The 19353-nt window shown below is 68.5% G+C and carries 24 protein-coding genes and 1 tRNA gene; 12 read left to right on the top strand and 13 right to left on the bottom strand.

Translation table 11 applies throughout. The features are described from left to right. Positions 1-4 precede the first annotated feature (4 nt). The 6 genes from P1K88_RS06150 to P1K88_RS06125 all read right to left on the bottom strand — a co-directional run bounded on the left by P1K88_RS06150 (position 5) and on the right by P1K88_RS06125 (position 4415). Positions 5-562, bottom strand: coding sequence for an NTP transferase domain-containing protein (locus P1K88_RS06150; RefSeq protein WP_276414121.1), 558 nt, complete (start codon positions 560-562; stop codon positions 5-7). Beyond that, positions 562-1338 (bottom strand): adenosylcobinamide-GDP ribazoletransferase, encoded by a 777-nt coding sequence (cobS, locus tag P1K88_RS06145; RefSeq protein WP_276413375.1) that lies wholly within the window; start codon positions 1336-1338, stop codon positions 562-564. The genes P1K88_RS06150 and cobS overlap by 1 nt, the downstream gene beginning before the upstream one ends. Then, positions 1329-2246, bottom strand: coding sequence for an adenosylcobinamide-phosphate synthase CbiB (gene cbiB, locus P1K88_RS06140; RefSeq protein ID WP_276413373.1), 918 nt, complete (start codon positions 2244-2246; stop codon positions 1329-1331). Before cbiB ends, cobS begins: the two co-directional genes overlap by 10 nt. Beyond that, complete coding sequence (locus P1K88_RS06135) at positions 2240-2878, bottom strand: HAD family hydrolase (RefSeq protein WP_276413371.1); 639 nt, start codon at positions 2876-2878, stop codon at positions 2240-2242. Before P1K88_RS06135 ends, cbiB begins: the two co-directional genes overlap by 7 nt. Positions 2879-3156: 278 nt before the next feature. Next, positions 3157-4146, bottom strand: coding sequence for an aldo/keto reductase (locus tag P1K88_RS06130; RefSeq protein ID WP_276413369.1), 990 nt, complete (start codon positions 4144-4146; stop codon positions 3157-3159). Positions 4147-4256: 110 nt separating this feature from the next. Continuing rightward, positions 4257-4415, bottom strand: coding sequence for an FmdB family zinc ribbon protein (locus P1K88_RS06125; protein WP_276413367.1), 159 nt, complete (start codon positions 4413-4415; stop codon positions 4257-4259). Between the two features lie 446 nt (positions 4416-4861). On the opposite strand from P1K88_RS06125, the gene P1K88_RS06120 reads away from it, so the two are divergent. Further along, positions 4862-5440, top strand: a complete 579-nt coding sequence (locus P1K88_RS06120; protein ID WP_276413366.1) for a transglutaminase-like domain-containing protein — start codon at positions 4862-4864, stop codon at positions 5438-5440. Between the two features lie 205 nt (positions 5441-5645). On the opposite strand, the gene P1K88_RS06115 is transcribed toward P1K88_RS06120, so the two are convergent. Beyond that, positions 5646-5719: transfer RNA gene (locus P1K88_RS06115), tRNA-Tyr, on the bottom strand. A 252-nt stretch (positions 5720-5971) separates the two neighbouring features. Between P1K88_RS06115 and P1K88_RS06110 the strand changes: the two genes are divergently transcribed. From P1K88_RS06110 to ftsZ, 3 genes are all read left to right on the top strand, one after another. Continuing rightward, on the top strand, positions 5972-6571 hold the full coding sequence (locus P1K88_RS06110) for a double zinc ribbon domain-containing protein (RefSeq protein WP_276413364.1): 600 nt from the start codon (positions 5972-5974) through the stop codon (positions 6569-6571). A 236-nt stretch (positions 6572-6807) separates the two neighbouring features. Beyond that, positions 6808-6990 carry a ribbon-helix-helix domain-containing protein gene (locus P1K88_RS06105; protein ID WP_276413363.1) on the top strand — a complete coding sequence of 61 codons (183 nt, stop codon included), beginning with the start codon at positions 6808-6810 and terminating at the stop codon, positions 6988-6990. 2 nt (positions 6991-6992) lie between these two features. Next, positions 6993-8222 carry a cell division protein FtsZ gene (gene ftsZ / locus P1K88_RS06100; protein WP_276413361.1) on the top strand — a complete coding sequence of 410 codons (1230 nt, stop codon included), beginning with the start codon at positions 6993-6995 and terminating at the stop codon, positions 8220-8222. Positions 8223-8320: 98 nt separating this feature from the next. On the opposite strand, the gene ncsA is transcribed toward ftsZ, so the two are convergent. Together ncsA and P1K88_RS06090 are read right to left on the bottom strand one after the other, a co-directional pair. Further along, positions 8321-9316 (bottom strand): tRNA 2-thiolation protein NcsA, encoded by a 996-nt coding sequence (gene ncsA / locus P1K88_RS06095; protein ID WP_276413360.1) that lies wholly within the window; start codon positions 9314-9316, stop codon positions 8321-8323. 55 nt (positions 9317-9371) lie between these two features. After that, on the bottom strand, positions 9372-10079 hold the full coding sequence (locus P1K88_RS06090; protein WP_276413358.1) for an alpha/beta fold hydrolase: 708 nt from the start codon (positions 10077-10079) through the stop codon (positions 9372-9374). Between the two features lie 88 nt (positions 10080-10167). Here P1K88_RS06090 and P1K88_RS06085 point away from each other — a divergent pair, with 88 nt between their 5' ends. From P1K88_RS06085 to P1K88_RS06075, 3 genes are read left to right on the top strand one after another with little or no spacing between them, the layout of a single operon-like run. After that, positions 10168-10860, top strand: coding sequence for a DUF7095 family protein (locus tag P1K88_RS06085; RefSeq protein ID WP_379786751.1), 693 nt, complete (start codon positions 10168-10170; stop codon positions 10858-10860). A 37-nt stretch (positions 10861-10897) separates the two neighbouring features. Then, entirely contained in the window at positions 10898-11323 is a 426-nt protein-coding gene (locus P1K88_RS06080; RefSeq protein WP_276413355.1) for a CopD family protein, read from the top strand. Further along, on the top strand, positions 11316-11831 hold the full coding sequence (locus P1K88_RS06075) for a DUF7965 family protein (RefSeq protein ID WP_276413353.1): 516 nt from the start codon (positions 11316-11318) through the stop codon (positions 11829-11831). The genes P1K88_RS06080 and P1K88_RS06075 overlap by 8 nt, the downstream gene beginning before the upstream one ends. On the opposite strand, the gene P1K88_RS06070 is transcribed toward P1K88_RS06075, so the two are convergent. The 4 genes from P1K88_RS06070 to P1K88_RS06055 all read right to left on the bottom strand — a co-directional run bounded on the left by P1K88_RS06070 (position 11809) and on the right by P1K88_RS06055 (position 15038). Next, entirely contained in the window at positions 11809-12555 is a 747-nt protein-coding gene (locus P1K88_RS06070; protein WP_276414120.1) for a class I SAM-dependent methyltransferase, read from the bottom strand. The two genes, P1K88_RS06075 and P1K88_RS06070, sit on opposite strands and share 23 nt — an antisense overlap. Before the next feature lie 90 nt (positions 12556-12645). Then, positions 12646-13479 (bottom strand): deoxyribonuclease IV, encoded by an 834-nt coding sequence (locus P1K88_RS06065; protein WP_276413351.1) that lies wholly within the window; start codon positions 13477-13479, stop codon positions 12646-12648. A 47-nt stretch (positions 13480-13526) separates the two neighbouring features. Next, positions 13527-14324 (bottom strand): lipoate--protein ligase family protein, encoded by a 798-nt coding sequence (locus P1K88_RS06060; protein WP_276413349.1) that lies wholly within the window; start codon positions 14322-14324, stop codon positions 13527-13529. A gap of 39 nt (positions 14325-14363) precedes the next feature. Then, positions 14364-15038 (bottom strand): helix-turn-helix domain-containing protein, encoded by a 675-nt coding sequence (locus tag P1K88_RS06055; protein ID WP_276413347.1) that lies wholly within the window; start codon positions 15036-15038, stop codon positions 14364-14366. Positions 15039-15124: 86 nt separating this feature from the next. Here P1K88_RS06055 and P1K88_RS06050 point away from each other — a divergent pair, with 86 nt between their 5' ends. From P1K88_RS06050 to P1K88_RS06030, 5 genes are all read left to right on the top strand, one after another. After that, a complete protein-coding gene (locus P1K88_RS06050) occupies positions 15125-16765 on the top strand; it encodes an NADH-quinone oxidoreductase subunit D (protein ID WP_276413345.1) in 1641 nt (546 codons plus the stop codon). Positions 16766-16819: 54 nt separating this feature from the next. Further along, positions 16820-17344 carry a peptide-methionine (S)-S-oxide reductase MsrA gene (msrA, locus tag P1K88_RS06045; RefSeq protein ID WP_276413343.1) on the top strand — a complete coding sequence of 175 codons (525 nt, stop codon included), beginning with the start codon at positions 16820-16822 and terminating at the stop codon, positions 17342-17344. Further along, positions 17341-17766: an acyl-CoA thioesterase gene (locus tag P1K88_RS06040; RefSeq protein ID WP_276413341.1), complete on the top strand. Its 426-nt coding sequence runs from the start codon at positions 17341-17343 to the stop codon at positions 17764-17766. The genes msrA and P1K88_RS06040 overlap by 4 nt, the downstream gene beginning before the upstream one ends. A gap of 136 nt (positions 17767-17902) precedes the next feature. Continuing rightward, positions 17903-18811, top strand: a complete 909-nt coding sequence (locus P1K88_RS06035) for a serine/threonine-protein kinase RIO2 (protein WP_276413340.1) — start codon at positions 17903-17905, stop codon at positions 18809-18811. A 201-nt stretch (positions 18812-19012) separates the two neighbouring features. Beyond that, positions 19013-19333, top strand: coding sequence for a cupin domain-containing protein (locus P1K88_RS06030; protein ID WP_276413339.1), 321 nt, complete (start codon positions 19013-19015; stop codon positions 19331-19333). Positions 19334-19353: the final 20 nt, after the last annotated feature.

Raw genomic sequence — 19353 nt, 5'->3', positions numbered from 1 at the left:
GGACCTAGAGAAGGTTTCGCGACGCGAGCAGGTGCGCGGCCACTCGCGCGTCCCGCCGCGTGTTGACGTTGATTGCAAGTCGGACGTCGTCTGTCCACCACGCGTCGTCGCCCGCGTCGCCGACGACGTTCACGCCCGTCGGTGCCGCCTCGCGGCCGCCTCGCTCGTAGGTCGTGTCGTCGCTGCCCCCCAGGTCGCGTTTCAGGGCGGCGGGGACCAGGACGGTCGTCGAGCCGCCGTCGTGTGCGTCGAGGACCCGGTCGAGTATCTCGCCGTCCAGCAGCGGCAGGTCCGCGGCGACGGTGAGCACCGGCGTCGAGAGGCGGTCGTCGGCCAGCGCCGACGACAGGTCGTCGACGTACCCCTCGCCGGGCGTCTCGACGGTCGGGACGTCGACGTGAGCGCGCGTCTCGGGCGTCGCGGGCGACGTGGCGGCGTACACCGCGTCGACGCTGCTGGCGTCGAGTGCGCCCAGCACGCGGTCGACCATCGGCACGCCGCCCACCTCGAACAGGGGTTTCTCGACCGGGGCCGCCAGGCGGGTCCCGCGGCCCCCGCACATCACCAGGGCGTCCACGCGACCACCCCCCAGTCCGAGAGCGTCCAGGCGGCCACGGCGGCGTGGAGCGCGACGACGCGGGCGAGTTCGTTCCCCGCGCCGAAGACGTCCCCGCCGACGCCGTCGAGTGTCCGGGCGGCCCAGCGTGTCAGACCGGCGCCGACGACGAGACCGGCGAGGACGGCGGCGGCCGTCGCGGGCACGACCAGGACGGCGACGGGGAGCGTGACGGCCACGGGCGCCAGGAGATCGCGGGGACGTGCGCCCGCCAGGACCGTCGCCCCGAACCCGTCGTGACTCGGCCTGCCGAGACAGGCGAGCGTAGCCATCGCCAGTTTCGCGCCCACCTCGCTGGCGAGGACGAGCGCGGCGGCGACGAGCGGCGAGAGGGCGGCTACCGCGAGTGCGCCGAGCGCGAGGGCGACGAGGACCGACCCGAGCGCGAGGACGGCCCCGACGCCGACGGTGGTGTCGCGCATCACCTCGCGGCGCTCCGCGGGGTTCCCGTGGACGACGGCGGCGTCGCCCAGGTCGGCGAGGCCGTCGAAGTGGTTGACGCCGGTCACGAGCACGACGGCCGCGAGATAGCCGGCGGCGACGACGGGCGCGGGCAGGACGCCCGCCGCCAGCAGCGGGAGCGCGACGAGGCCGCCGACGACGTACCCCGCCAGCGGGAAGGCCGCGGGCGTCGCAGTGAACGCGTCCCACGCCGACTCGCTGTGGCCGACGGGGAGCCGCGAGAGGAAACCCAGCGCCCCGCGGACGGCGGTCAGAACCACGCGATCACCCCCGCGGCGAGGTACGAGAGGAGGCCGGCGAGGCCGACGCGTCGGACGGCACGGCGGGCGGTCTCGAGGTCGGGCAGGGTCGCGCCGTCGTTGAGTACGTACACGTCGGGTTTCTCGAGCCGGGCGTCGAGTGCAGCGGCGGCGACGCCCATCGGCCACCCGGAGTTCGGCGACGGGACGCGGTCGAGCCACGCCCTGGCCCGGACGAGGGCCAGCGGGTCCGCGAATGCCGAGGCGAGCGCGAGCGCGCTCACGCGGGCGGGGAGCCACATCACGGCGTCGTCGAGGCGTGCGGCGGGCGTGCCGACGCGCTTCTCGCGGTAGCCGAGCATCGAGTCCATCGTGTTGACGGCCTTCACCCACGCGGCCGCGCCCGCCGCGACGGGCAGCGCCTGGAAGCCGACCAGCGGTGCGAGCGCGCCCGCGAGGACGAACGCGCCGAGCGAGGCGACCAGGCCGTCGGCGAGGTTCTCGGCGGCGCTCTCGACCGCCGCGCTCCTGACGTGGCCCGCAGCGAGCGACCGCGCGTCCCGCCCCGCGAGCGCGAGCAGGCCCTCGCGGGCGACCTCGAGATCGTGCTCGGCGTCGCCGACGACCCGCCAGGCCACCGAGACGAGCATCCGGAGACTCGTCGTCAGGAAGAGGACGGTGCCCGCAATGAGCACGCCGCCGAGCAGCGACACCGCCGCGGCGGCCGCGACGAGGAGCGCGACGACGATGGCGACGGCGAGGGGCAACACGAGCGCGGCCGCGGCCCCGACGAGCAGGGGCCGTCGCCACTCCCGGTCCACCATCCCGACCGCGGTCCCGAGCCACGCCACCGGGTGGAACCGGGTCGGCGGTTCGCCGACGACCACCTCGAGCGTCGCCGCCACGAGGACGGCGAGCGCCGTCAGCACAGCGATCCCTCCCGGAGTTGCTGGGCGATAGTCGGGAGCGCCACGTTCTCGAGGAGGACCGCCTGCGCCCCGACTCGTCCGGCGCCACCGTCGGTGCGCGCGTCGTCGCCGACGTGGACCAAGTCCGCGAGGGGGACGCCCAGCCCCCGGGCCGTCGCCGCGAACATCTCCGGGTGGGGCTTGCGCCACCCGCAGTCGACGCTGGTCACGACGGCGCCGAACCCGTCGGGGACGGCGTCGGCCAGCGCGGCGCGTTCGAGCGTCCGCTCGACGAGGCCGGGGACGCTGCAGTTCGAACAGATGCCCACGGGCCCGCGGGCCGCGGCGGCGCGCAGCGCGGGTCGGGCGCCGTCGCGCACCGCGACTGGTGTGTCGAACGCCGCGAGGACCGCCTCGCGCGCGCCGGCTTCGGTGACGTCGACGCCCCGACTCGCCAGCGCGAGGCGGACGTGCTCGTCGAGCGGTGCCTCCCGGCCCCGGTCGTACTCCCGGTGGGCGCTGCGGTACGCGGCCTCCCAGTCGTCGGGGACGCGAAGGTCGCGTTCGGCGAGGGCGTCCGCGACGGCGTGCCAGGGGGCCGCCGGCCGGTCGGCGTCGACGAGCGTCCCGAAGAGGTCGAACGAGACTGCCACGTCCGTGTGAACCCTGCAAGCGTACTTCAACGGTGTGGTCGGCCGAGTAAAGTTCACCACTGGGGCACGACCGACAGAGATTTCATTATCTATCCCTGATATGAGGCGTCAGACAATCTACCAGAAATAGTATATTTCGGTTCGCGAAAACAGTCAGAACTCTTATCCAAATTGGGGGAATGCAGAATATATTTCGTCGATAAAATCCATCCTGTTGACATTACTTCGAGTCACACAGTCGAGCCCAGTAACAGTACGTAAACGAGTAGGTCCAGCACTCACCAGCGATAGTGGACGGCGTCGTAGACGTGTTCCTCGTAGATGTCGCGCACCGCGCCGTGTGTCTGGTGGGACAGGGGCGGCAGTTCGCTGGCGGCCGCGTTGGCCTCGATGTGTGCCGGCGTCGTCGACCCGGGGATGACCGTCGAGACGGCGTCGTGGTCGAGAATCCACCGCAGCGCCATCTGGGCCATCGTCATCTCCTCGGGCACGTGCTCGCGGAGGTCGTCGACGGCGTCGAAGCCGGCCTCGACCGGGAGGCCCGCGAAGGTCTCGCCGCGGTCGAAGGCTTCGCCCTCGATGTTGTAGTTGCGGTGGTCGCTCTCTGGGAAGGACGTGTCCCGGGAGAGCTCGCCCGTGAGCAGGCCGGAGGCCAGCGGCACGCGGACGATGACGCCGACGTCGCGACGCCGGGCCTCCTCGAAGAACAGCTCCGCGGGTCGCTGTCGGAACATGTTGAAGATGATCTGGACCGTCTCGACGCCGGGGTACTCGATGGCCTTCAGCGCCTGCTCGACGCGCTCGACGCTGACGCCGTAGTGAGCGACCGTCCCCTCGTCGGCCAGTCGGGCGAGCGCGTCGAACGTCGCTGGCTGGTAGTACGCGTCGCTGGGCGGGCAGTGCAACTGGAGGAGGTCCAGCGTCTCGGTCCCCAGGTACTCCCGCGAGCGGTCGACGAACGCCGAGAGGTGCTCGTAGTCGTACCGGTCGGCGGTGTGGGGGTCCAGACGACGGCCGGCCTTCGTCGCGACGGTCACCTCGTCGCGCACGCCGCGTTCGTCCAGCACCTCGCCGATGCGCTGCTCGCTGAATCCGTCGCCGTAGACGTCTGCGGTGTCGACGAAGTCGATGCCGGCGTCGAGGGCCGTCCGAACGGCCTCGCGCCCCGCTTCCTCGTCGACGTCGCCCCAGTCGCCACCCATGTTCCAGGTGCCGAAGCCGACCTCCGTCACGTCGATGCCAGTCGAACCGAGTGGTCGTCTGTCCATACAGAGCAAAGCGGCGCGATGCACTTGTGTCTAACCGATGCGGCCAGTCGAAAAATGGGGCGAACGCCCGATAGCGTGAGAGTGTGGACGTGCCAGTGGACGTCGAGGGGTTATTCGACCCATTTGGCCCGGCGGACGTCGTACGCGCCACAGACCGGACACGAGTGGTAGAGTACTTCGAACGACTCCTCGCAGTTCAGACAGATGTACGGTCCCCGCGTGTCTGCCCCGAGGTGGGATCCACGTTTGTCCTTGTCAAATAGTCCCATCGACGACCACGTCGTACGTACGGCAGACACCGGTAAAAATCGGGTGGATAGTTCACGTCATTTCACCCCCCGCCGTCGTGCGGTTTTCGCGCCGACGAGCGGAAGTCCCGTTCGGCCGCTCGGCGAGGTGCGACCTGCGGGCCCCCACACGGTGGGGACCGGCCGTCGGACAGCGTGGGAGAGAGGGCCCGTCAGGTCAGTTCCGGAGAACGTCGGACGTTCATGCGTCGCCGACAGACATCGGCGTGAAGCCGTCCCGGTGGCGAGTCGACGGTCGGACGACCATGCGGCAGTCTCGCATGACCCACGATTCCCGCGGGCGGCCCGGGTGCAGCGATGCTCGCGCTGTTCGGAGTCGTCCCCGGTCGGCGGCGAGACGACACCAGGGTCGGACGTTCCATCGGACGCAATTACTAATAGCAGCACCCCACACAGTTAATTTTGCTATGAATCTCGCGGAGAAAGTCGACGCGATGGCAGTCCGGACGACGGCGGCCGATATCGTCAGCGACCAGCCGTCGGCCAGTGGGGGCACGTTCCACTATCACCAGGTCGCAGAGCTACACAGGTACGTCAACGAGAATATCACCTACGTCCCGGACCCGTCATCCAGCAACTACGTTGCGCCGCCGAGTGAGACGCTGGAGACGGGGGCGGGAGATTGTGATTGCCAGGCCGTCCTGGTCGCTTCGCTGTGTGAAGCCATCGGAGCGACCACGAGGCTCGCTCGGTGCCAATCCGTCAACGGCGACTGGCACCTCCTCCCGGAGGTCTATCTCGCTGATTCAGCAAACGGCGAGACCGCCGATATCGCCGGTTCACTCACCGACTACTACTCATCATATGGGTACGGATACGACACGTTCTACTACGATGCTGGCGACAACCGTATCTGGTATCCCGCCGATACGGCGATGGGACGATACGTGGGCGACGTTCAGCAGCTTTCTGACAACGGGTACGTTCACGGACCGGAAGCAGACGGGTCCTGGACGTGGAATACCGTCGAGTACTACTATCCCTGACTGAACGAGCGAGGCAGGGATGTTTCCGTGAGCGGGAGGTGCTCGACGGCGGCCCGCACCGAGCACCTGGCGCCATCGGAAGTATCCGCCCTCCCCGATTCGAACAGATGAAAGACGGTTGCCTCTCTCCGCTCGGCGCTGCGACTCTCGTGGTCAAATCGGCTCGAGATAGACTACTCACTGTTCACGTTGTTCGCAGGAGAAGTCCGCCCTCCCCGATTTGAACGGGGGGCAAGTCGATCTACAGTCGACTGCTCTACCAGTCTGAGCTAAGGGCGGTCGACACTCGAAGGTAGCCCGCCGTCCGGACTTAAGGATTGTTATTCGGTAGACGTGCGGCGGACGATACCACGGCGGGTTCTGAACGACTCGCGGCGATGGTCCACACCCGCGACATCGCGCGTGTGGCGTTCGCCTCGGGCGGCGCCGAGGTCACCCGTACTAGTCAAGTATCCAACCGTTTTGGCAGACGTACGTCAGACATCGCGGGAAGATTAAAATAGTCGGCCGACATCGTGTCTGACGAGTCGGATGAGCAAGATCACGTTCCGGGCCGACGACGCCCTCATCTCGCAGCTCGAGGAGTACGACGCCTCGAAGAGCGAGGTCATGCGTGAGGCGCTCAGAGCGTACCTCGGGGAGCAGGAGGACGCGAGCGGAAAACGTGAGGGCCCCCAGGGGTCGGTGACGGACACCGAGTCCATCGACGAACTCATCGCCGATCGCGTCGACCGCATCATCGCCGAGCGCCTGGACGACGCCATCCCGCGCCGCGAACCCCAGGACGTCAACGTAAACATCAAGGTAGCGGGCGACTCGGCAGTGAATACGGCCGAATCGGCTACACCGGAGTCGGACGTGTCTAACGGGCCTGCGGCGGGTGTATCACACGACGAGGAGGCCCGTAAGACAGAACCCGAGGCGCGGGACCGCGCGGAACCGACGGCGCGTAAAACGTGCGCCCAGTGTGGCGAGGAAGTCGCGTCGTCGCACGTATACTGCCCGAATTGCGGTGAGAAGGCGTCCCGACGCGTGTTCTGTGACTGCGGCGACGAGCTCCGGTCGGACTGGGGCTTTTGCCCGAGCTGTGGTCGCCGAACACCCGCTGCGGACGTGCTCGACCAGACCTGATTACGGCGTTTACACGACACACAGAGCGTAAGACTGCGTTCCCGGGTGCGTGTATGACACTCACCGTAAGTTTTAATATATAATGGTCTGTTGTTTCGTCTGCGTAAGACGGCTGTCTTACACAGCGGACGTCGTGGGGGTGTGACCCCCGCAGTCGGGCGGATTCGCTGTGTAAACGAATGGGCGGGGCGAGAATCGGCCCGGTCGGACCGTCTTACCCAAAGGGAACAAAAAATATGGAGCGTGTGACACTACGGATTCCGAAACAGCAGATCGAAGAGGTCGAACAGATGGTCGAGACGGGGGAGTACCCCAACCGGAGTGAGGCCATCCGTTCGGCAGTCCGGGAGATGCTCGCCGAGCAGGAGAGCTCCGAGCAATCCTCCGAGAAACGCAAGCGGACCTGGGCGAGGGTGTAACGATGCAGGACATCGTCAACGAGGCCCTCGAACGCGACGAGCAGGAGCAAAAGCAGCTGTCCGACGAGGACGTCGACGGGTTCGGTGACCCGCGCATCGTCATCGTCGGGTGTGGTGGAGCCGGGAACAACACGGTCAACCGGCTCTACAACATCGGCGTCGAAGGCGCGGATACCGTCGCCATCAACACGGACAAACAGCACCTCAAGATGGTCGAGGCCGACACGAAGATTCTGGTCGGCAAGTCCCTGACCAACGGACTCGGTGCCGGCGGCGACCCCTCGATGGGTGAGCGCGCCACCGAGATGGCACAGGGGACTATCAAGGAAGTGCTGGGCGACGCTGACCTCGTGTTCGTCACCGCCGGCATGGGTGGCGGGACCGGGACCGGCGCGGCCCCCGTGGTCTCGAAGATCGCCAAGGAGCAGGGCGCCATCGTCGTCGGCATGGTGTCGACGCCGTTCAACGTCGAGCGCGCACGGACGGTCAAAGCCGAGGAGGGCCTGGAGAAGCTGCGCAACGAGGCCGACTCCATCATCGTGCTGGACAACAACCGCCTGCTCGACTACGTCCCGAACCTGCCCATCGGCAAGGCCTTCTCGGTGATGGACCAGATCATCGCCGAGACGGTCAAGGGTATCTCGGAGACCATCACCCAGCCGAGCCTCATCAACTTAGACTACGCCGACATGACCTCGATCATGAACCAGGGCGGCGTCGCGGTGATGCTGGTCGGCGAGACCCAGGACAAGAACAAGACCCAGGAGGTGGTCAAGGACGCGATGAACCACCCGCTGCTGGACGTCGACTACCGCGGCGCGTCGGGTGGCCTGGTCCACATCACCGGCGGCCCGGACCTCACGCTGAAGGAGGCCGAGGGCATCGCCCAGAACATCACCGAGCGACTCGAGGCCAACGCCAACGTCATCTGGGGCGCGCGCATCCAGGAGGAGTACAAGGGCAAGGTCCGCGTCATGGCCATCATGACCGGCGTCCAGTCCGCGCAGGTACTGGGCCCGACGACCCAGAAGCAGGCCAACAAGTCCCGTGAGGCGATCCAGGAGGTCGGTGACGACGCCTCCTTCGACGCCTCCGAGAACGTCGAGTCGTTCAACGGTGGCAGCGCCGGGCGCTCGAACGGCGGGCGCAACACGGGCTACAGCGAGACGGACGGCGGGCAGGACCCCGTCGAGAAGAACAACGGCCTCGACGTCATCCGGACGAACAAGTAACGACGCCCCGCGGTCGGGAGTCGTCTGCCGTCTTCTGCGTTCGATTCACCGCCGAGCGGTCGCTGTGTGACGATGTCGACGGCCTGTCGGACAACGGCTCACGCCGCGTCGAGCGCCTCGAGCAGGTTGCACTTCCGACACAGGTCTCGGGCGGTGGGCGCACCGCAGCGGTCGCAGTCGCCGAAGTCGACGTCGGCATCGGCACCGCCGTAGGCGTCCGCAGCGAGCGCGGCGAGTTTCTCGTAGCCCGCCATGATGGAGTGACGGGTGCCGGGGTGGTTCTGTTCCAGGTCGAGCATCAGCGACTGGATCTCGCCGCGGTAGGCCTCGTCGGCGTGGGGACACTCGGTTATGTGGGCGGGCAGGCCCCGGAAGCGCGCGTAGAGGGCGACCTCCTTCTCGGGGACGTCCCGGAGGGGTTTGACCCGCGGGACGTGGTGGTCCTGGGTCTCGCGGGCGCGCTCGGTCGGCGCGTCGCCGCCGGCCTCGAACGGGCCCAGCGAGGCGTCGAAGTGCTGGGCCATCTGGGTCACGTCGCCCTCGAGGAAGTTCATCAGCGCCGTCTCGGCCTCGTCGTCCAGGTTGTGCCCGGTCAGGAGTTTGTCCGCGTCGAGTTCCTCGGCGTACCGCGACAGCAGGTCGCGGCGGAAGACGCCACAGTACGCGCAGGCGGCCATGTTCTCGGGGTCGTCCTCGACGACGTCGTCCATCTCGACGCCGAACTCCTCGCTGTAGGAGACGACCTCGTGGCGGATGCCCAGGTCGTCGGTCAGTTCTTCACAGGCCTCGAGGCTCGTATCGCGGTAGCCCTCGATGCCCTCGTGTATCGAGAGCGCGACGAGTTCGATGCGCGGATCCACCTCGAAGACATCGTGGAGGATCTCGGTGAGGACGACGCTGTCCTTGCCCCCCGAGAGCCCGATGACCCACGTCTCGGGATCGTCGGGCGTGGCGTCGTCGGGGACCAGGCCGTCCTCGCGGATGCGCCGACGCACTCGCTTCTCGACGGCGCGACAGAGGTGCCCCTCACAGAGGTGCAGGCCCGAGTAGGGGGCGTGCATCGCGGCGCTCTCGCCGCACTTGTCACAGTCCATTGCCGGGAGATTGCGCGTCGAGGGGGGTGAGGGTTTCGTCTCGGCACGGCCGCCGTCAGAGGGCCGCCGGGCCGGACGCGAGGGCCGCGAGGACGTCGTCGATGTGGTCGGTCCGGGCGCTGGAGGAGAACAGCTCGTGCCCGCCGTCGTACAGTCGGACGCGGGCGGCGGGCAGGCGCTCGCCGACGGCTCTCGGGTCGACGATCTCGTCGGTGAGGGTACAGAACGCGACCTCGTTCTCGCGGGCCGGCGGCAGCGTCGCGTGGGCCCGCGCGACGGTCCGGACGAACGCCGGCGAGTACGCTCGCGGGCCGTCCTGCAGCTGGGCCTCTGTCGCGAGGTCGCCGATGGAGTCGGACGAGCCGAGGTCGCCGACCGGGAGTATCGGTCGGGTGATGGGCAGGCGCGCGATGACCCGCAGGACCGGTTCCGGGAGCGGGGGGTCGGCGCCCCACCAGGGACTCAGATAGACGCGGTTCGTGACGACCTCGCTCTCGAGGTGCGCAGCCGTCAGCCCGCCGGCGCTGTGGGCCAGGACGGGCACGCCGTCCAGGTCCGCGTCGGCGAGGTACCGCTCGAGGGGAGCGACCCACTGGCGTCGGACGTCGGTGATGTGCGTCGGCAGCTCGACGGCGTGGACCCGGTAGCGCTCGGCCACCCGGTCGACGAGCCACCGGACGTTCTCGTGACGACAGCGGTTCCCCCACCCGAGCACGAGCAGACAGTCATCGTCGGCGCCGTCGTCGTACACCCGGACGTTCATGCTGACAGTTGCGCCGCGGCCGGGAAAAATACACCGCGCCGGAGAGTCAGCGTTTTGCCCGCGGGACCGCTACTGACCGTCGATGAGCATGGACCGCGCGGCGGCCGTCGAGCGCGTCGAGGAGATCGTGGCGACCGTCGAGGAAGAGACGATGCCGGTCCCGGTGCGCGAGGTGTGGGTGTACGGCGACGTGGCGCTGGGCTTAGACCCCGTCGAGCGCCTGGACGTCTACGTCACCAAGGACATCCTGTTCCGGGACGACCCCGAGCGCGCCGAGGAGTTCGAGGCGAGCCACGGGGTCGCGGGCGTCGGCAAGACGGTCCGGGCCGAGTGGGCCGACGAGTTCCCCGAGTACCTGCGGGCGAACGCGAACGGCCACGCCGCCCCGGAGAAGTGCCTGGCCGCCCACCTGCTCCCCGACGACGAACCCGTCCACCTGGAGGTGTGTAACGCCTCCTTCGACGACAACGTCACCCAGCGGCTGAAGGGCGCGATGGCCCGCGAGGACTACGAGCAGATTCTGGACCCGCGGGGCGCGTGTCTGTGGGTGGACGGTGAGCCGAGCAGCGCGCGGCGAGCCTCGTCGGACGAGTCCGACGGCGGGCAACGCTCTCCCGAGGCCTTCCAGAAGTTGCGCGACGGTGCGTTCGTCCTGCCGACGCTCTCGGGTGCGCTGGAGATGCTCGGGATGGAGGCCGAGGAAGCCAGCGAGGCCGCCGACGCCGTCCGCGCCTCCCGCGAGCGCCAGGAGGGGGCGACGGTCCGGGGCGACGTCGTGTAGGCCGACACTTTTGGGCCGGCGTGCGTAGTGCCGGGTCATGGCCCCCCTGTCCCTCGCGATACGGACCCTCCACGTCCTCACGATGGCGGTGCTGGTCGGCGGGACGCTCGCGGTGTGGTACGGCTACCGGACCGAGGCGGTCACCGATCTGTCCCTCGCGCGCCGCTACGAGTGGTCGTTCTGGGCCGCCCTGGGCGTCCTCGTCGTCACCGGCGTCGGGAACCTCGGCGCCCTCGGCGCCCCCGGACCGGCGACCGCCTGGGGCCGGACCTTCCTGGTGAAGCTGGTCCTCGTCCTCGCCGTCGTCGTCGGCTCTGCCGTCCGGACGCTCTCGGTCGTTCACGTCACCGGCACCTCCTCGGCACGCCCAACGCGGAACCGCGTCGTCGGACGGCTGTACGGGGCGACGACCGTCGCGCTCGTCCTCGTCGTCGTCCTCGCGGAGGTGCTGGCACATGGCTGAGTGGGTGCCCGGCGACGACTGGACGCTGACCGCGTGGGCGCTCGCGACGGTCGACGTGACGCTGTTCGTGTTGCTCGCCGTCCTCATCGCCCACGCCAGCGGCGCCCTCGGCGACCTGCTGGGTGGGCTGAACACTGTACTCGGCGTCGCCGTCTTCGCGTACCTCTGGGTGCTCGTGAGCCTCGCCGTCCAGTGGGTGCTCGCGGAGGCGTCGCTCGCCGAGGCACGGTTGCGGGCGCTCGCGCTCCGGGGAGTCGCCGCGGGGGCCGCAACTGGCGTCGCGTTTCTGCTTGGGGTCGTGGTCGCCGCGGTCGTCCCGCGCGTGGTCACCACCTCGCTCGAACCGCTGTCGGCCGCGCTGATAACGACCTTCGGCGTCGTCCTGGCCGCGCCGGTCGGCGCGCTCCTGGGGCTCGCGTTCGGCCTGCTCGACGTGGGGCTCTACCGGCTGGGTGGTGCCGTCGCCCCGGCCCGGGGCGAGTCGGCTACGGCACCCGACCGACGGTGACGAAGAAGGGTGTGGTCTCCCGGCGCTCGTACTCGCCGGCCTGCATCTGGGCGACGACGTCCCGCCCCATCTCGCGCCACTGTTCGCGCAGCGCGTCGTACTCCGCCGGCGTCGTCTTGCCCTCCAGGATGGTCTCGCGGTCGGCCGCCAGTCCCTCCCCGGTGGCCTTGCGCCGGGCGGCCCGCACCGCCGACTCGTCGTAGGGCGGTTCCACGGCACGGCGCTGGTCGTAGCGTCGCGTCGAGACCACCTCCAGCCCCGCGGCCTCGAAGACGTCGGCCGTGTCCGCCCCCAGGGTCACGTCGGTCCCGACCCCGTCGAGGAAGTACTCGCGGGCCCGGCGGGCCAGGACGGGTTCGCGCTCGACGGTCGATTCGACGGTGACGGCGGCGTTGTTCGGTTCGATGGCCGCCACCCGGTCGCGCCCGACGCGGGCGAACTCCTCGACGGCCGCCACGGGGTCGGGCAGGTTGATGAGCAGCGCCTGGCAGACGACCAGGTCGACGGCGTCGTCGGCGACTGGGAGCCGCGTCGCGTCGCCGCGGACGACCGGATCACCCACGTCGACGAGGAGTCGCACGTCGGCATCGAGGCCGACGACAGTCCCGCCGGTCTCCTCGCGCAGCACCCGCGTGAGCTCGCCGGTGCCACAGCCGACGTCCAGCACCCGCTCGCAGTCGGCCAGGCGCAGGTCGGCCAGCGCCTCACGGGAGTCGGCCCACATCCCCGTCCGCGTCGTCTCGAGGTAGTCGGCGGAGAACCGTCGCACACTCACAGGCAGTCGGGTCGCGGGCAAAAGTGCAGCGGTCAGCGGCTACTGGTCGCGCAGTTCCCGGACCCGCTGGATGTTCCACGGGTAGCTCTTCCCGTCTTCCGTGGGCGTCTCGAGCACCAGCGGCAGGTCCCTGATGGCGTCGTGGTTGACGAACGCGCGCATGCCGTCGTCGCCGATCTCTCCTTTTCCCACGTGGGCATGTTCGTCCTTGTTCGTCCCGCAGGCGTGCTTCGAGTCGTTGAGGTGGACGCAGGCGAGGTCGTCGAACCCGACGACGTCGTCGAACGTCGCCAGCGTCTCCTCGACCGCCTCGGGCGTCGAGAGGTCGTACCCGGCCGCGAAGGCGTGGGCGGTGTCCAGGCAGAACTCGATGTCGAGATCGGTCCGCTCGCGGACCGTCGCGAGGTGCTCGAAGTCGCCGCCGAGCTTCGTCCCGCTGCCGGCGTCCGATTCCACGAGCACAGTGACGCCGTCGGGCACGTCGAGTTCGTCCAGCGCGCTGGCGGCGTTCGAGAGGCCGCCGTCGACGCCCGCACCTGTGTGGGCGCCCAGGTGGACGTTGACGTACTCGATGCCCAGCGTGGCCGCGGCGTCGACCTCCTTTTGCATGGAGTCGACGGACTTCTCGCGGAGGTCGTCTTTGGGCGTACAGAGGTTCACGAGGTACGACGAGTGGATGACCCACGGGCCGACCCCGTGGTCCTCGGAGAGCGAGCGGAACCGCTCGGCCTCGCCGTCCTCGATGTTCGGGTCCTGCCAGACCTGGGGGGAGTGCGAGAATATCTGCCCGCAGTTGCCACCGTACTCGACCTGCTCTTCGACGGCGTTGAACGCGCCGCCAGCGATGGAGGTGTGTGCGCCGACTCGTACCATGCTCCGGGGTCAGATTCGGTCGGCAAAAGAGGTTCCGGAGTCGGCGGTCAGGGCGCCCGCCGCACCCACTCGTCCGCGGCGTACTTCTCGGCGGTGAGAGCACGGGCGCGCTCCAGTTCCGCGTCGGTCCAGGTTCCCTCGTGGGCACCACACCACTCGGTCAGCGTCTCCTGGAGCGTCTCGACGGCCTCGTCGCGGGAGCGGTCGACGTACTCGTCGATGGCGCCGACGCGCTCCCGGAACGCGCCCGGGTCCGGTTTGCCGGCGAAACAGCCACAGTGGCGCTCGGGTCGCAGCGAGAACGAGAGCGAGCCATGCTGGACGACGGCCTCGCGCTGGCGGTACTGGGCGTTACCGCTGACCTTCCGGCCGTCGGGGCCGACGACGTCGTGAGCCGGGTGGAGCGCCCGGAGGTAACAGGCCGGGTGGTAGATAGCCTCGCGTTCGCGCTCGACGAAGGCCGCGTCGACGCCCATCCGCGCGAACGCGTCCAGCACCGGCTTACAGAACAGCTCGTAGCAGTCCATGAGGTTTCCGGGGACGGCGTCGGCCGGCGCGACGATGCCGTAGGAGACGTCACCGACCGAATCGTGGTAGATGGCGCCGCCGCCGGTCGGTCGTCGCGTGACGCCGATGCCCTCGCGCTCGCAGTACTCCCAGTCTATCGTCTCGGGGGTCTGGTTGTACCCCAGCGAGAGCGCGTCTGGCCAGGTGTACACGCGGACCGTAGCGGGGCCGCCGTCGGCGACGGTCTCGGCGGCCACCTCCTCGAGGGCCATCGTCAGCGGACCCGGGTGGCGCTCCTCGCCGACGACGCGCCACTCCAGGGCCGAGAGGTCGGTCATCGACGGGTGTAGGTCGGTCGGGCCGATATGGGTTGCGGGCTAGGGCTGCCGGGTGCCGGTGTCGACGAGCCGTTCCATGACGCGGGCCTCTGCCTTCCGGAGATGTTCGGCGGCGGTGCTGGGCGCACAGTCAAGCGCCGTCGCCACCGCCTCCGTGCTCCCGCGTCGGGGGTCGTCGTAGTAGCCACACTCGACGGCCGCCGAGACGGCGGCGAACTGCCGGTCGGTCAGCGTCGCGGCCGTGTCCAGCCGTCGACTCGCGTACGTGCCCACCTCCCGGACGTCGACCGTGACCCACGCCGGCAAGGATTCGAGGGCGCGCTGGACCGTCTCCCCGGGCCCTACCAGGGTGAGTTCGACCGTGCCGTCGGCCCGGTAGGCGACGGGCGAGACGGGCACGAGGCCGACCTGCAAGAGCGCGTCGACGAGGTCCCGGTCCGTCTCCGAGGGACGGTCCCTGACATAGAGGTAGAACGTCTCGTCGGGGCACGTCGAGATGGCGTACTCCACGACCGAGTCGGTCCGCTCCAGGGCCGCCCGGTAGGGGTCGGGCGGGAAGCCGTCGACGTGGAAGAGCAGCGTCTGGACGTCCTCGCCGACCTCGTTGCCGCGCAGGAGGTAGCTCGCCTCGTAGCCCTCGTGTTCGACGACGAACTGGTGCATCGGATGGCGGCCGTCGGCGTCCATCGCGAGCGAGAGACTGACGTACTTCACGGCGGCCGTTCGACCCCCCTGATAAAGAAGCCTCGCCTGTGGGGCACCAGACCGAGGGGCCGGCGTCGCGAATCGGTCCCCACGAGATGTCACAGACAGTCCGTGCCGACGCTGTCGAGGCGTCGCCGCTGGTCGACCCCGTCCGCGAGCACGTCGTCGCGACCGACGACCACGAGCACGCGCCCGCCGTCGTCGTCCGCGCCGACGAGGTCCAGACGGTGCTGTCGACGCTGAAAGCCGAGTCCGGCCTCGACCACTGTGCCGCCGTCACCGCACAGGAGTACGACGACCGCTACGAGTCAATCTACCATCTGCGGCGCTACGACGACCCCACGACGGAGCTGTCGGTGGTCGTCCCCACGACGAAAGACGACCCGACGAGCGAGTCGGGCGCCCCCGTCTACCCGACGGCGGCGTGGCACGAACGGGAAGCCTACGACCTCGTCGGCATCGAGTACGAGGGTCACCCCGACCTCCGGCGCATCCTCCTGCCCGAGACCTGGCAGGGCCATCCCCTCTCGAAGGACTACAACCAGGACCAGCCACAGATCGTCACCTACCGCGAGCACGAGCGCGTCTTCGAGGACCGGCGCGAGGGCCCGGAGACGCTGCACCTGAACGTGGGACCACACCACCCCTCCACCCACGGTGTCCTCCACCTGGAGGTGTCGCTCGACGGGGAGACGGTCGCCGACGTGGCCCCCGACATCGGGTACATCCACCGCTGCGAGGAACAGATGTGCCAGTCCAAGACCTACCGCCACCAGATAATGCCCTATCCCGACCGCTGGGACTGGAGCGGCGCCGGCCTGCTGAACGAGTGGGCGTACGCCCGGACCGCCGAATCCCTCGTGGGCATCGAGGTTCCGGAGTACGCACAGGTCATCCGGACGATGTGTGGCGAGTTCTCGCGCATCCTCGGGCACCTGCTCGCGGTCGCGACCTACGCGCTGGACGTCGTCGGCGAGTTCACGCCCGTCTTCCAGTGGGGCGTCCGGGACCGCGAGCTCGTCCAGGACGTCCTCGAGGACCTCACCGGGCAGCGGCTCATGTTCAACTACTTCCGGCTGGGCGGGGTCGCGTGGGACCTCCCGGAACCCCGCGAGGCATTCTTCGAGAACATCCGCGCATTCCTCGATGACCTGCCGAGGAAACTCGAGGAGTACCACACGATGCTCACCGGGAACGAGGTCCTCCAGGTGCGCACGGTCGACACCGGCCACCTTCCGGCCGAGACGGCCCGAGCGTACGGCTGTACCGGGCCCGTCGCACGCGGGTCGGGCATCGACTACGACCTCCGGCGCGACGACCCCTACGGCTACTACGACGAACTCGACTGGTCGGTCGTCACCGAGGACGAGGGCGACAACTTCTCGCGCCTGCTCGTCCGCCTCCGGGAGGTCGAGGAGTCCGCGAAGATCATCGAACAGTGCGTGGACCTGCTGGAGGAGTGGCCCGAGGCCGACCGCGAGATACAGGCCAACGTCCCGCGGACGATCCGGCCCGATCCCGACCGCGAGATCTACCGTGCCGTCGAGTCCGCCAAGGGGGAGCTGGGCATCTACGTCCGCACCGACGGCACCGAGACGCCCGCCCGCTTCAAGATTCGCGGCCCGTCGTTTTCGCACGTCCACGTGCTCCCCGAGATGGCCCGCGGGGAGTACGTCGCCGACCTCGTCGCCACCCTCGGCAGCCTCGACCCCATCATGGGCGACGTGGACCGGTGACCCCGACGCGCGCCGCCGAGGCTGTTTTCCCTCTCGCGCACCTACCGACGTGAGATGACAGAACAAGCGACGTTCGCCGGGGGCTGCTTCTGGTGTACCGAGTCCGTGTTCAAGCAGATCGAGGGCGTCACGGACGTGGTCTCGGGCTACAGCGGCGGTCACGTCGCGAACCCCAGCTACGAGGCGGTGTGTCGCGAGGAGACCGGCCACGCCGAGTGCGTCCAGATCACCTACGACCCCGACGTGGTGAGCTACGAGGAGCTGCTGGCCGCGTTCTTCACGACCCACAACCCGACGACGCTGAACCGCCAGGGCAACGACGTCGGGACCCAGTACCGGTCGGCCATCTTCTACCACGACGCGACCCAGCGCGAGACCACCGAGGCGTTCATCGAGGACATCCAGCCTGGCTACGACGACGACATCGTCACCGAGGTCGAACCCCTGGAGGCGTTCTACCCGGCCGAGGAGTACCACCAGGACTACTTCGAGAAGAACCCAACCCAGGCGTACTGCCGGATGACCATCCCGCCGAAACTCGAAAAGCTCGAGGAGAAGCACGCGGAACTGCTGGCGTGAGCTTCGACTTCATCACGGACGTCGCGGTGCGGTACCGGGACGTAGACAGTTACGGTCACGTCAACAACGTCACCTACGGGACGTACTTCGAGGAGGCCCGCATCGACTACCTCGAGTCGGTGGTCGGCCGCGAGGACAGCGAGACCCTCACCGGCGGCGACGGGGAGGGGACCGGCATCGTCATCGCCAACCTCCAGATCGACTACGAACGGTCGATAACGATGACCGACAGCGTCGCCGTCGCGGTCAGGGTGACCCGCCTGGGCGAGACGAGCTTCACTCTCGAGTACGAACTGCGCGACGAGGGCGCCGTCGCAGCCACCGGCGAGACGACGGTGGTCACCTACGACCGGGCGGCGGAGGCACCGCGACCGATACCCGACCACTGGCGCGAGGCGATCGCGGAGTTCGAGGGACTCTAGCCCCCTCTGTACCGCGATTCCCCGCGACTGAGGCGACCCCTGCCGAATGCAGATTTTATATAGCGGATATGCATTTATCGCTGGCTTCCCGGCAAACGCGTCGCGCTTTTACGAGTCGGGCGACTACGGCACGCTAATGGTCCAGAACGTCGCTTCCGTGATGGCCGAACTGGAGGCCGAGGACTTCCACCTGCTCTCGGGCGTCGAGCAGGGGATGCGGTTCTCGGAGTTCGTCGACCGGGGGAAACTCACCGACTTCTCCGGCCTGACCGAAGAGAACGTCGACTACAGACTGGACCGCTGTGAGGACCGGGGGCTCGTCGAGCGAAAGACCATCCAGTACGAGGGGTTCAAACTCACCTTCGAGGGCTACGACGCGCTCGCGCTCCACACGTTCGTCGAGCGAGATACCATCGAGGGCATGGGTGCACCCCTGGGGGTGGGCAAGGAGAGCGACGTCTACGAAGTCACGTCGTACAAACCCCTGGCCCTGAAGTTCCACCGGGAGGGCTACACCAACTTCCGGGAGGTGATGCGCGAACGTGACTACACGGCCGACCGGGACCACGTCTCCTGGCAGTACACGGCCCGGAAGGCCGCAGAACGGGAGTACGAGGCACTCGAGACGCTGTACCCCGACGTCTCGGTCCCCCAGCCCATCGACTCGAACCGTCACGCGATCGTCATGGAGAAAGTCGACGGTGTCGAGCTCTCACGGACCGGCCTCACCGACGGCCAGGTCGTCCCCGTCCTGGAGCTCGTCTTAGCGGAGATGCAGTCGGCCTACCGCGAGGGGTTCGTCCACGCGGACATGAGCGAGTACAACGTCTTCGTCACGAACCAGGGGGTCGTCGTCTTCGATTGGCCCCAGGCGGTGCCGACCGACCACGAGAACGCGCGCGAACTGTTGACCCGTGACGTGGACAACATCGTGAGCTACTTCGAGCGGAAGTATCCGGCCATCGTGGGTGACGTCGACGTCGAGGGCGTCGCCGAGGCGGTGGCCGAGGCGGCGTTCAACTCGCTGTCGCCGTACCTCGACTGAGTCTCGATCTCGGGAATTTCTGGTGATCTGGGGCCGAGTGGCCACGATAGCGCCGCTCGAACCAGTACTGATAAACTACATATCGCGATATCAAATTCGGAATCGCGGCTGTGGCCCGCACACAGCACACCGGCGGTTCGTGGGGCGCTCGTGGTCGAATCCGTCCAAAGGGCTATCTCGGTGCCGGCCGAGGGTGGACGTATGTCACTCGACCGACTCTCGGAGTTCGACGCCCGGCCCGGGGCCGGCGACGTCGTGGACGGTGAACTCGCGGTGACCGACGACGTACTGGTGAAGGCCTTCGCGCTCGGGCCGGGAGCCACGGTGGAGCCACACGAACACGCCGAGTCGACGAACGTCTTCCACGTCGTCGAGGGTACCGTGGTCGTGATACAGGACGACGAGGAATCGCAGGTCCGGGCACCCGGCGTCGTGTTGAACGAGCGCGGCCAGGCACACGGCCTCCGGAACGGGAGCGACGAGCGAGCCGTCGTCACCGCGAGTCTCTGTCCGCTCCCGTGACGTGACACAAAAACGGGCCG

Origin of the sequence: Haloarcula halobia (assembly GCF_029338255.1) — an archaeon.
In the GTDB taxonomy this organism is placed as follows: domain Archaea; phylum Halobacteriota; class Halobacteria; order Halobacteriales; family Haloarculaceae; genus Haloarcula; species Haloarcula halobia.
This window is presented reverse-complemented; position numbering and strand designations above follow the sequence as displayed.

Excerpts from the sequence above, each read along its gene's own strand:
- P1K88_RS06050 (WP_276413345.1), top strand. The coding sequence starts at position 15,125 with ATGTCACAGACAGTCCGTGCCGACGCTGTCGAGGCGTCGCCGCTGGTC.
- P1K88_RS06080 (WP_276413355.1), top strand. The coding sequence starts at position 10,898 with ATGGCCCCCCTGTCCCTCGCGATACGGACCCTCCACGTCCTCACGATG.
- P1K88_RS06110 (WP_276413364.1), top strand. The coding sequence starts at position 5,972 with ATGAGCAAGATCACGTTCCGGGCCGACGACGCCCTCATCTCGCAGCTC.
- P1K88_RS06070 (WP_276414120.1), bottom strand. The coding sequence starts at position 12,555 with ATGTGGGCCGACTCCCGTGAGGCGCTGGCCGACCTGCGCCTGGCCGAC.
- P1K88_RS06065 (WP_276413351.1), bottom strand. The coding sequence starts at position 13,479 with ATGGTACGAGTCGGCGCACACACCTCCATCGCTGGCGGCGCGTTCAAC.
- ncsA (WP_276413360.1), bottom strand. The coding sequence starts at position 9,316 with ATGGACTGTGACAAGTGCGGCGAGAGCGCCGCGATGCACGCCCCCTAC.
- P1K88_RS06120 (WP_276413366.1), top strand. The coding sequence starts at position 4,862 with ATGAATCTCGCGGAGAAAGTCGACGCGATGGCAGTCCGGACGACGGCG.
- msrA (WP_276413343.1), top strand. The coding sequence starts at position 16,820 with ATGACAGAACAAGCGACGTTCGCCGGGGGCTGCTTCTGGTGTACCGAG.
- P1K88_RS06030 (WP_276413339.1), top strand. The coding sequence starts at position 19,013 with ATGTCACTCGACCGACTCTCGGAGTTCGACGCCCGGCCCGGGGCCGGC.
- P1K88_RS06105 (WP_276413363.1), top strand. The coding sequence starts at position 6,808 with ATGGAGCGTGTGACACTACGGATTCCGAAACAGCAGATCGAAGAGGTC.
- P1K88_RS06035 (WP_276413340.1), top strand. The coding sequence starts at position 17,903 with ATGGTCCAGAACGTCGCTTCCGTGATGGCCGAACTGGAGGCCGAGGAC.
- P1K88_RS06090 (WP_276413358.1), bottom strand. The coding sequence starts at position 10,079 with ATGAACGTCCGGGTGTACGACGACGGCGCCGACGATGACTGTCTGCTC.
- P1K88_RS06130 (WP_276413369.1), bottom strand. The coding sequence starts at position 4,146 with ATGGACAGACGACCACTCGGTTCGACTGGCATCGACGTGACGGAGGTC.
- ftsZ (WP_276413361.1), top strand. The coding sequence starts at position 6,993 with ATGCAGGACATCGTCAACGAGGCCCTCGAACGCGACGAGCAGGAGCAA.
- P1K88_RS06125 (WP_276413367.1), bottom strand. The coding sequence starts at position 4,415 with ATGGGACTATTTGACAAGGACAAACGTGGATCCCACCTCGGGGCAGAC.
- P1K88_RS06085 (WP_379786751.1), top strand. The coding sequence starts at position 10,168 with ATGGACCGCGCGGCGGCCGTCGAGCGCGTCGAGGAGATCGTGGCGACC.
- P1K88_RS06150 (WP_276414121.1), bottom strand. The coding sequence starts at position 562 with ATGTGCGGGGGCCGCGGGACCCGCCTGGCGGCCCCGGTCGAGAAACCC.
- P1K88_RS06060 (WP_276413349.1), bottom strand. The coding sequence starts at position 14,324 with ATGACCGACCTCTCGGCCCTGGAGTGGCGCGTCGTCGGCGAGGAGCGC.
- P1K88_RS06075 (WP_276413353.1), top strand. The coding sequence starts at position 11,316 with ATGGCTGAGTGGGTGCCCGGCGACGACTGGACGCTGACCGCGTGGGCG.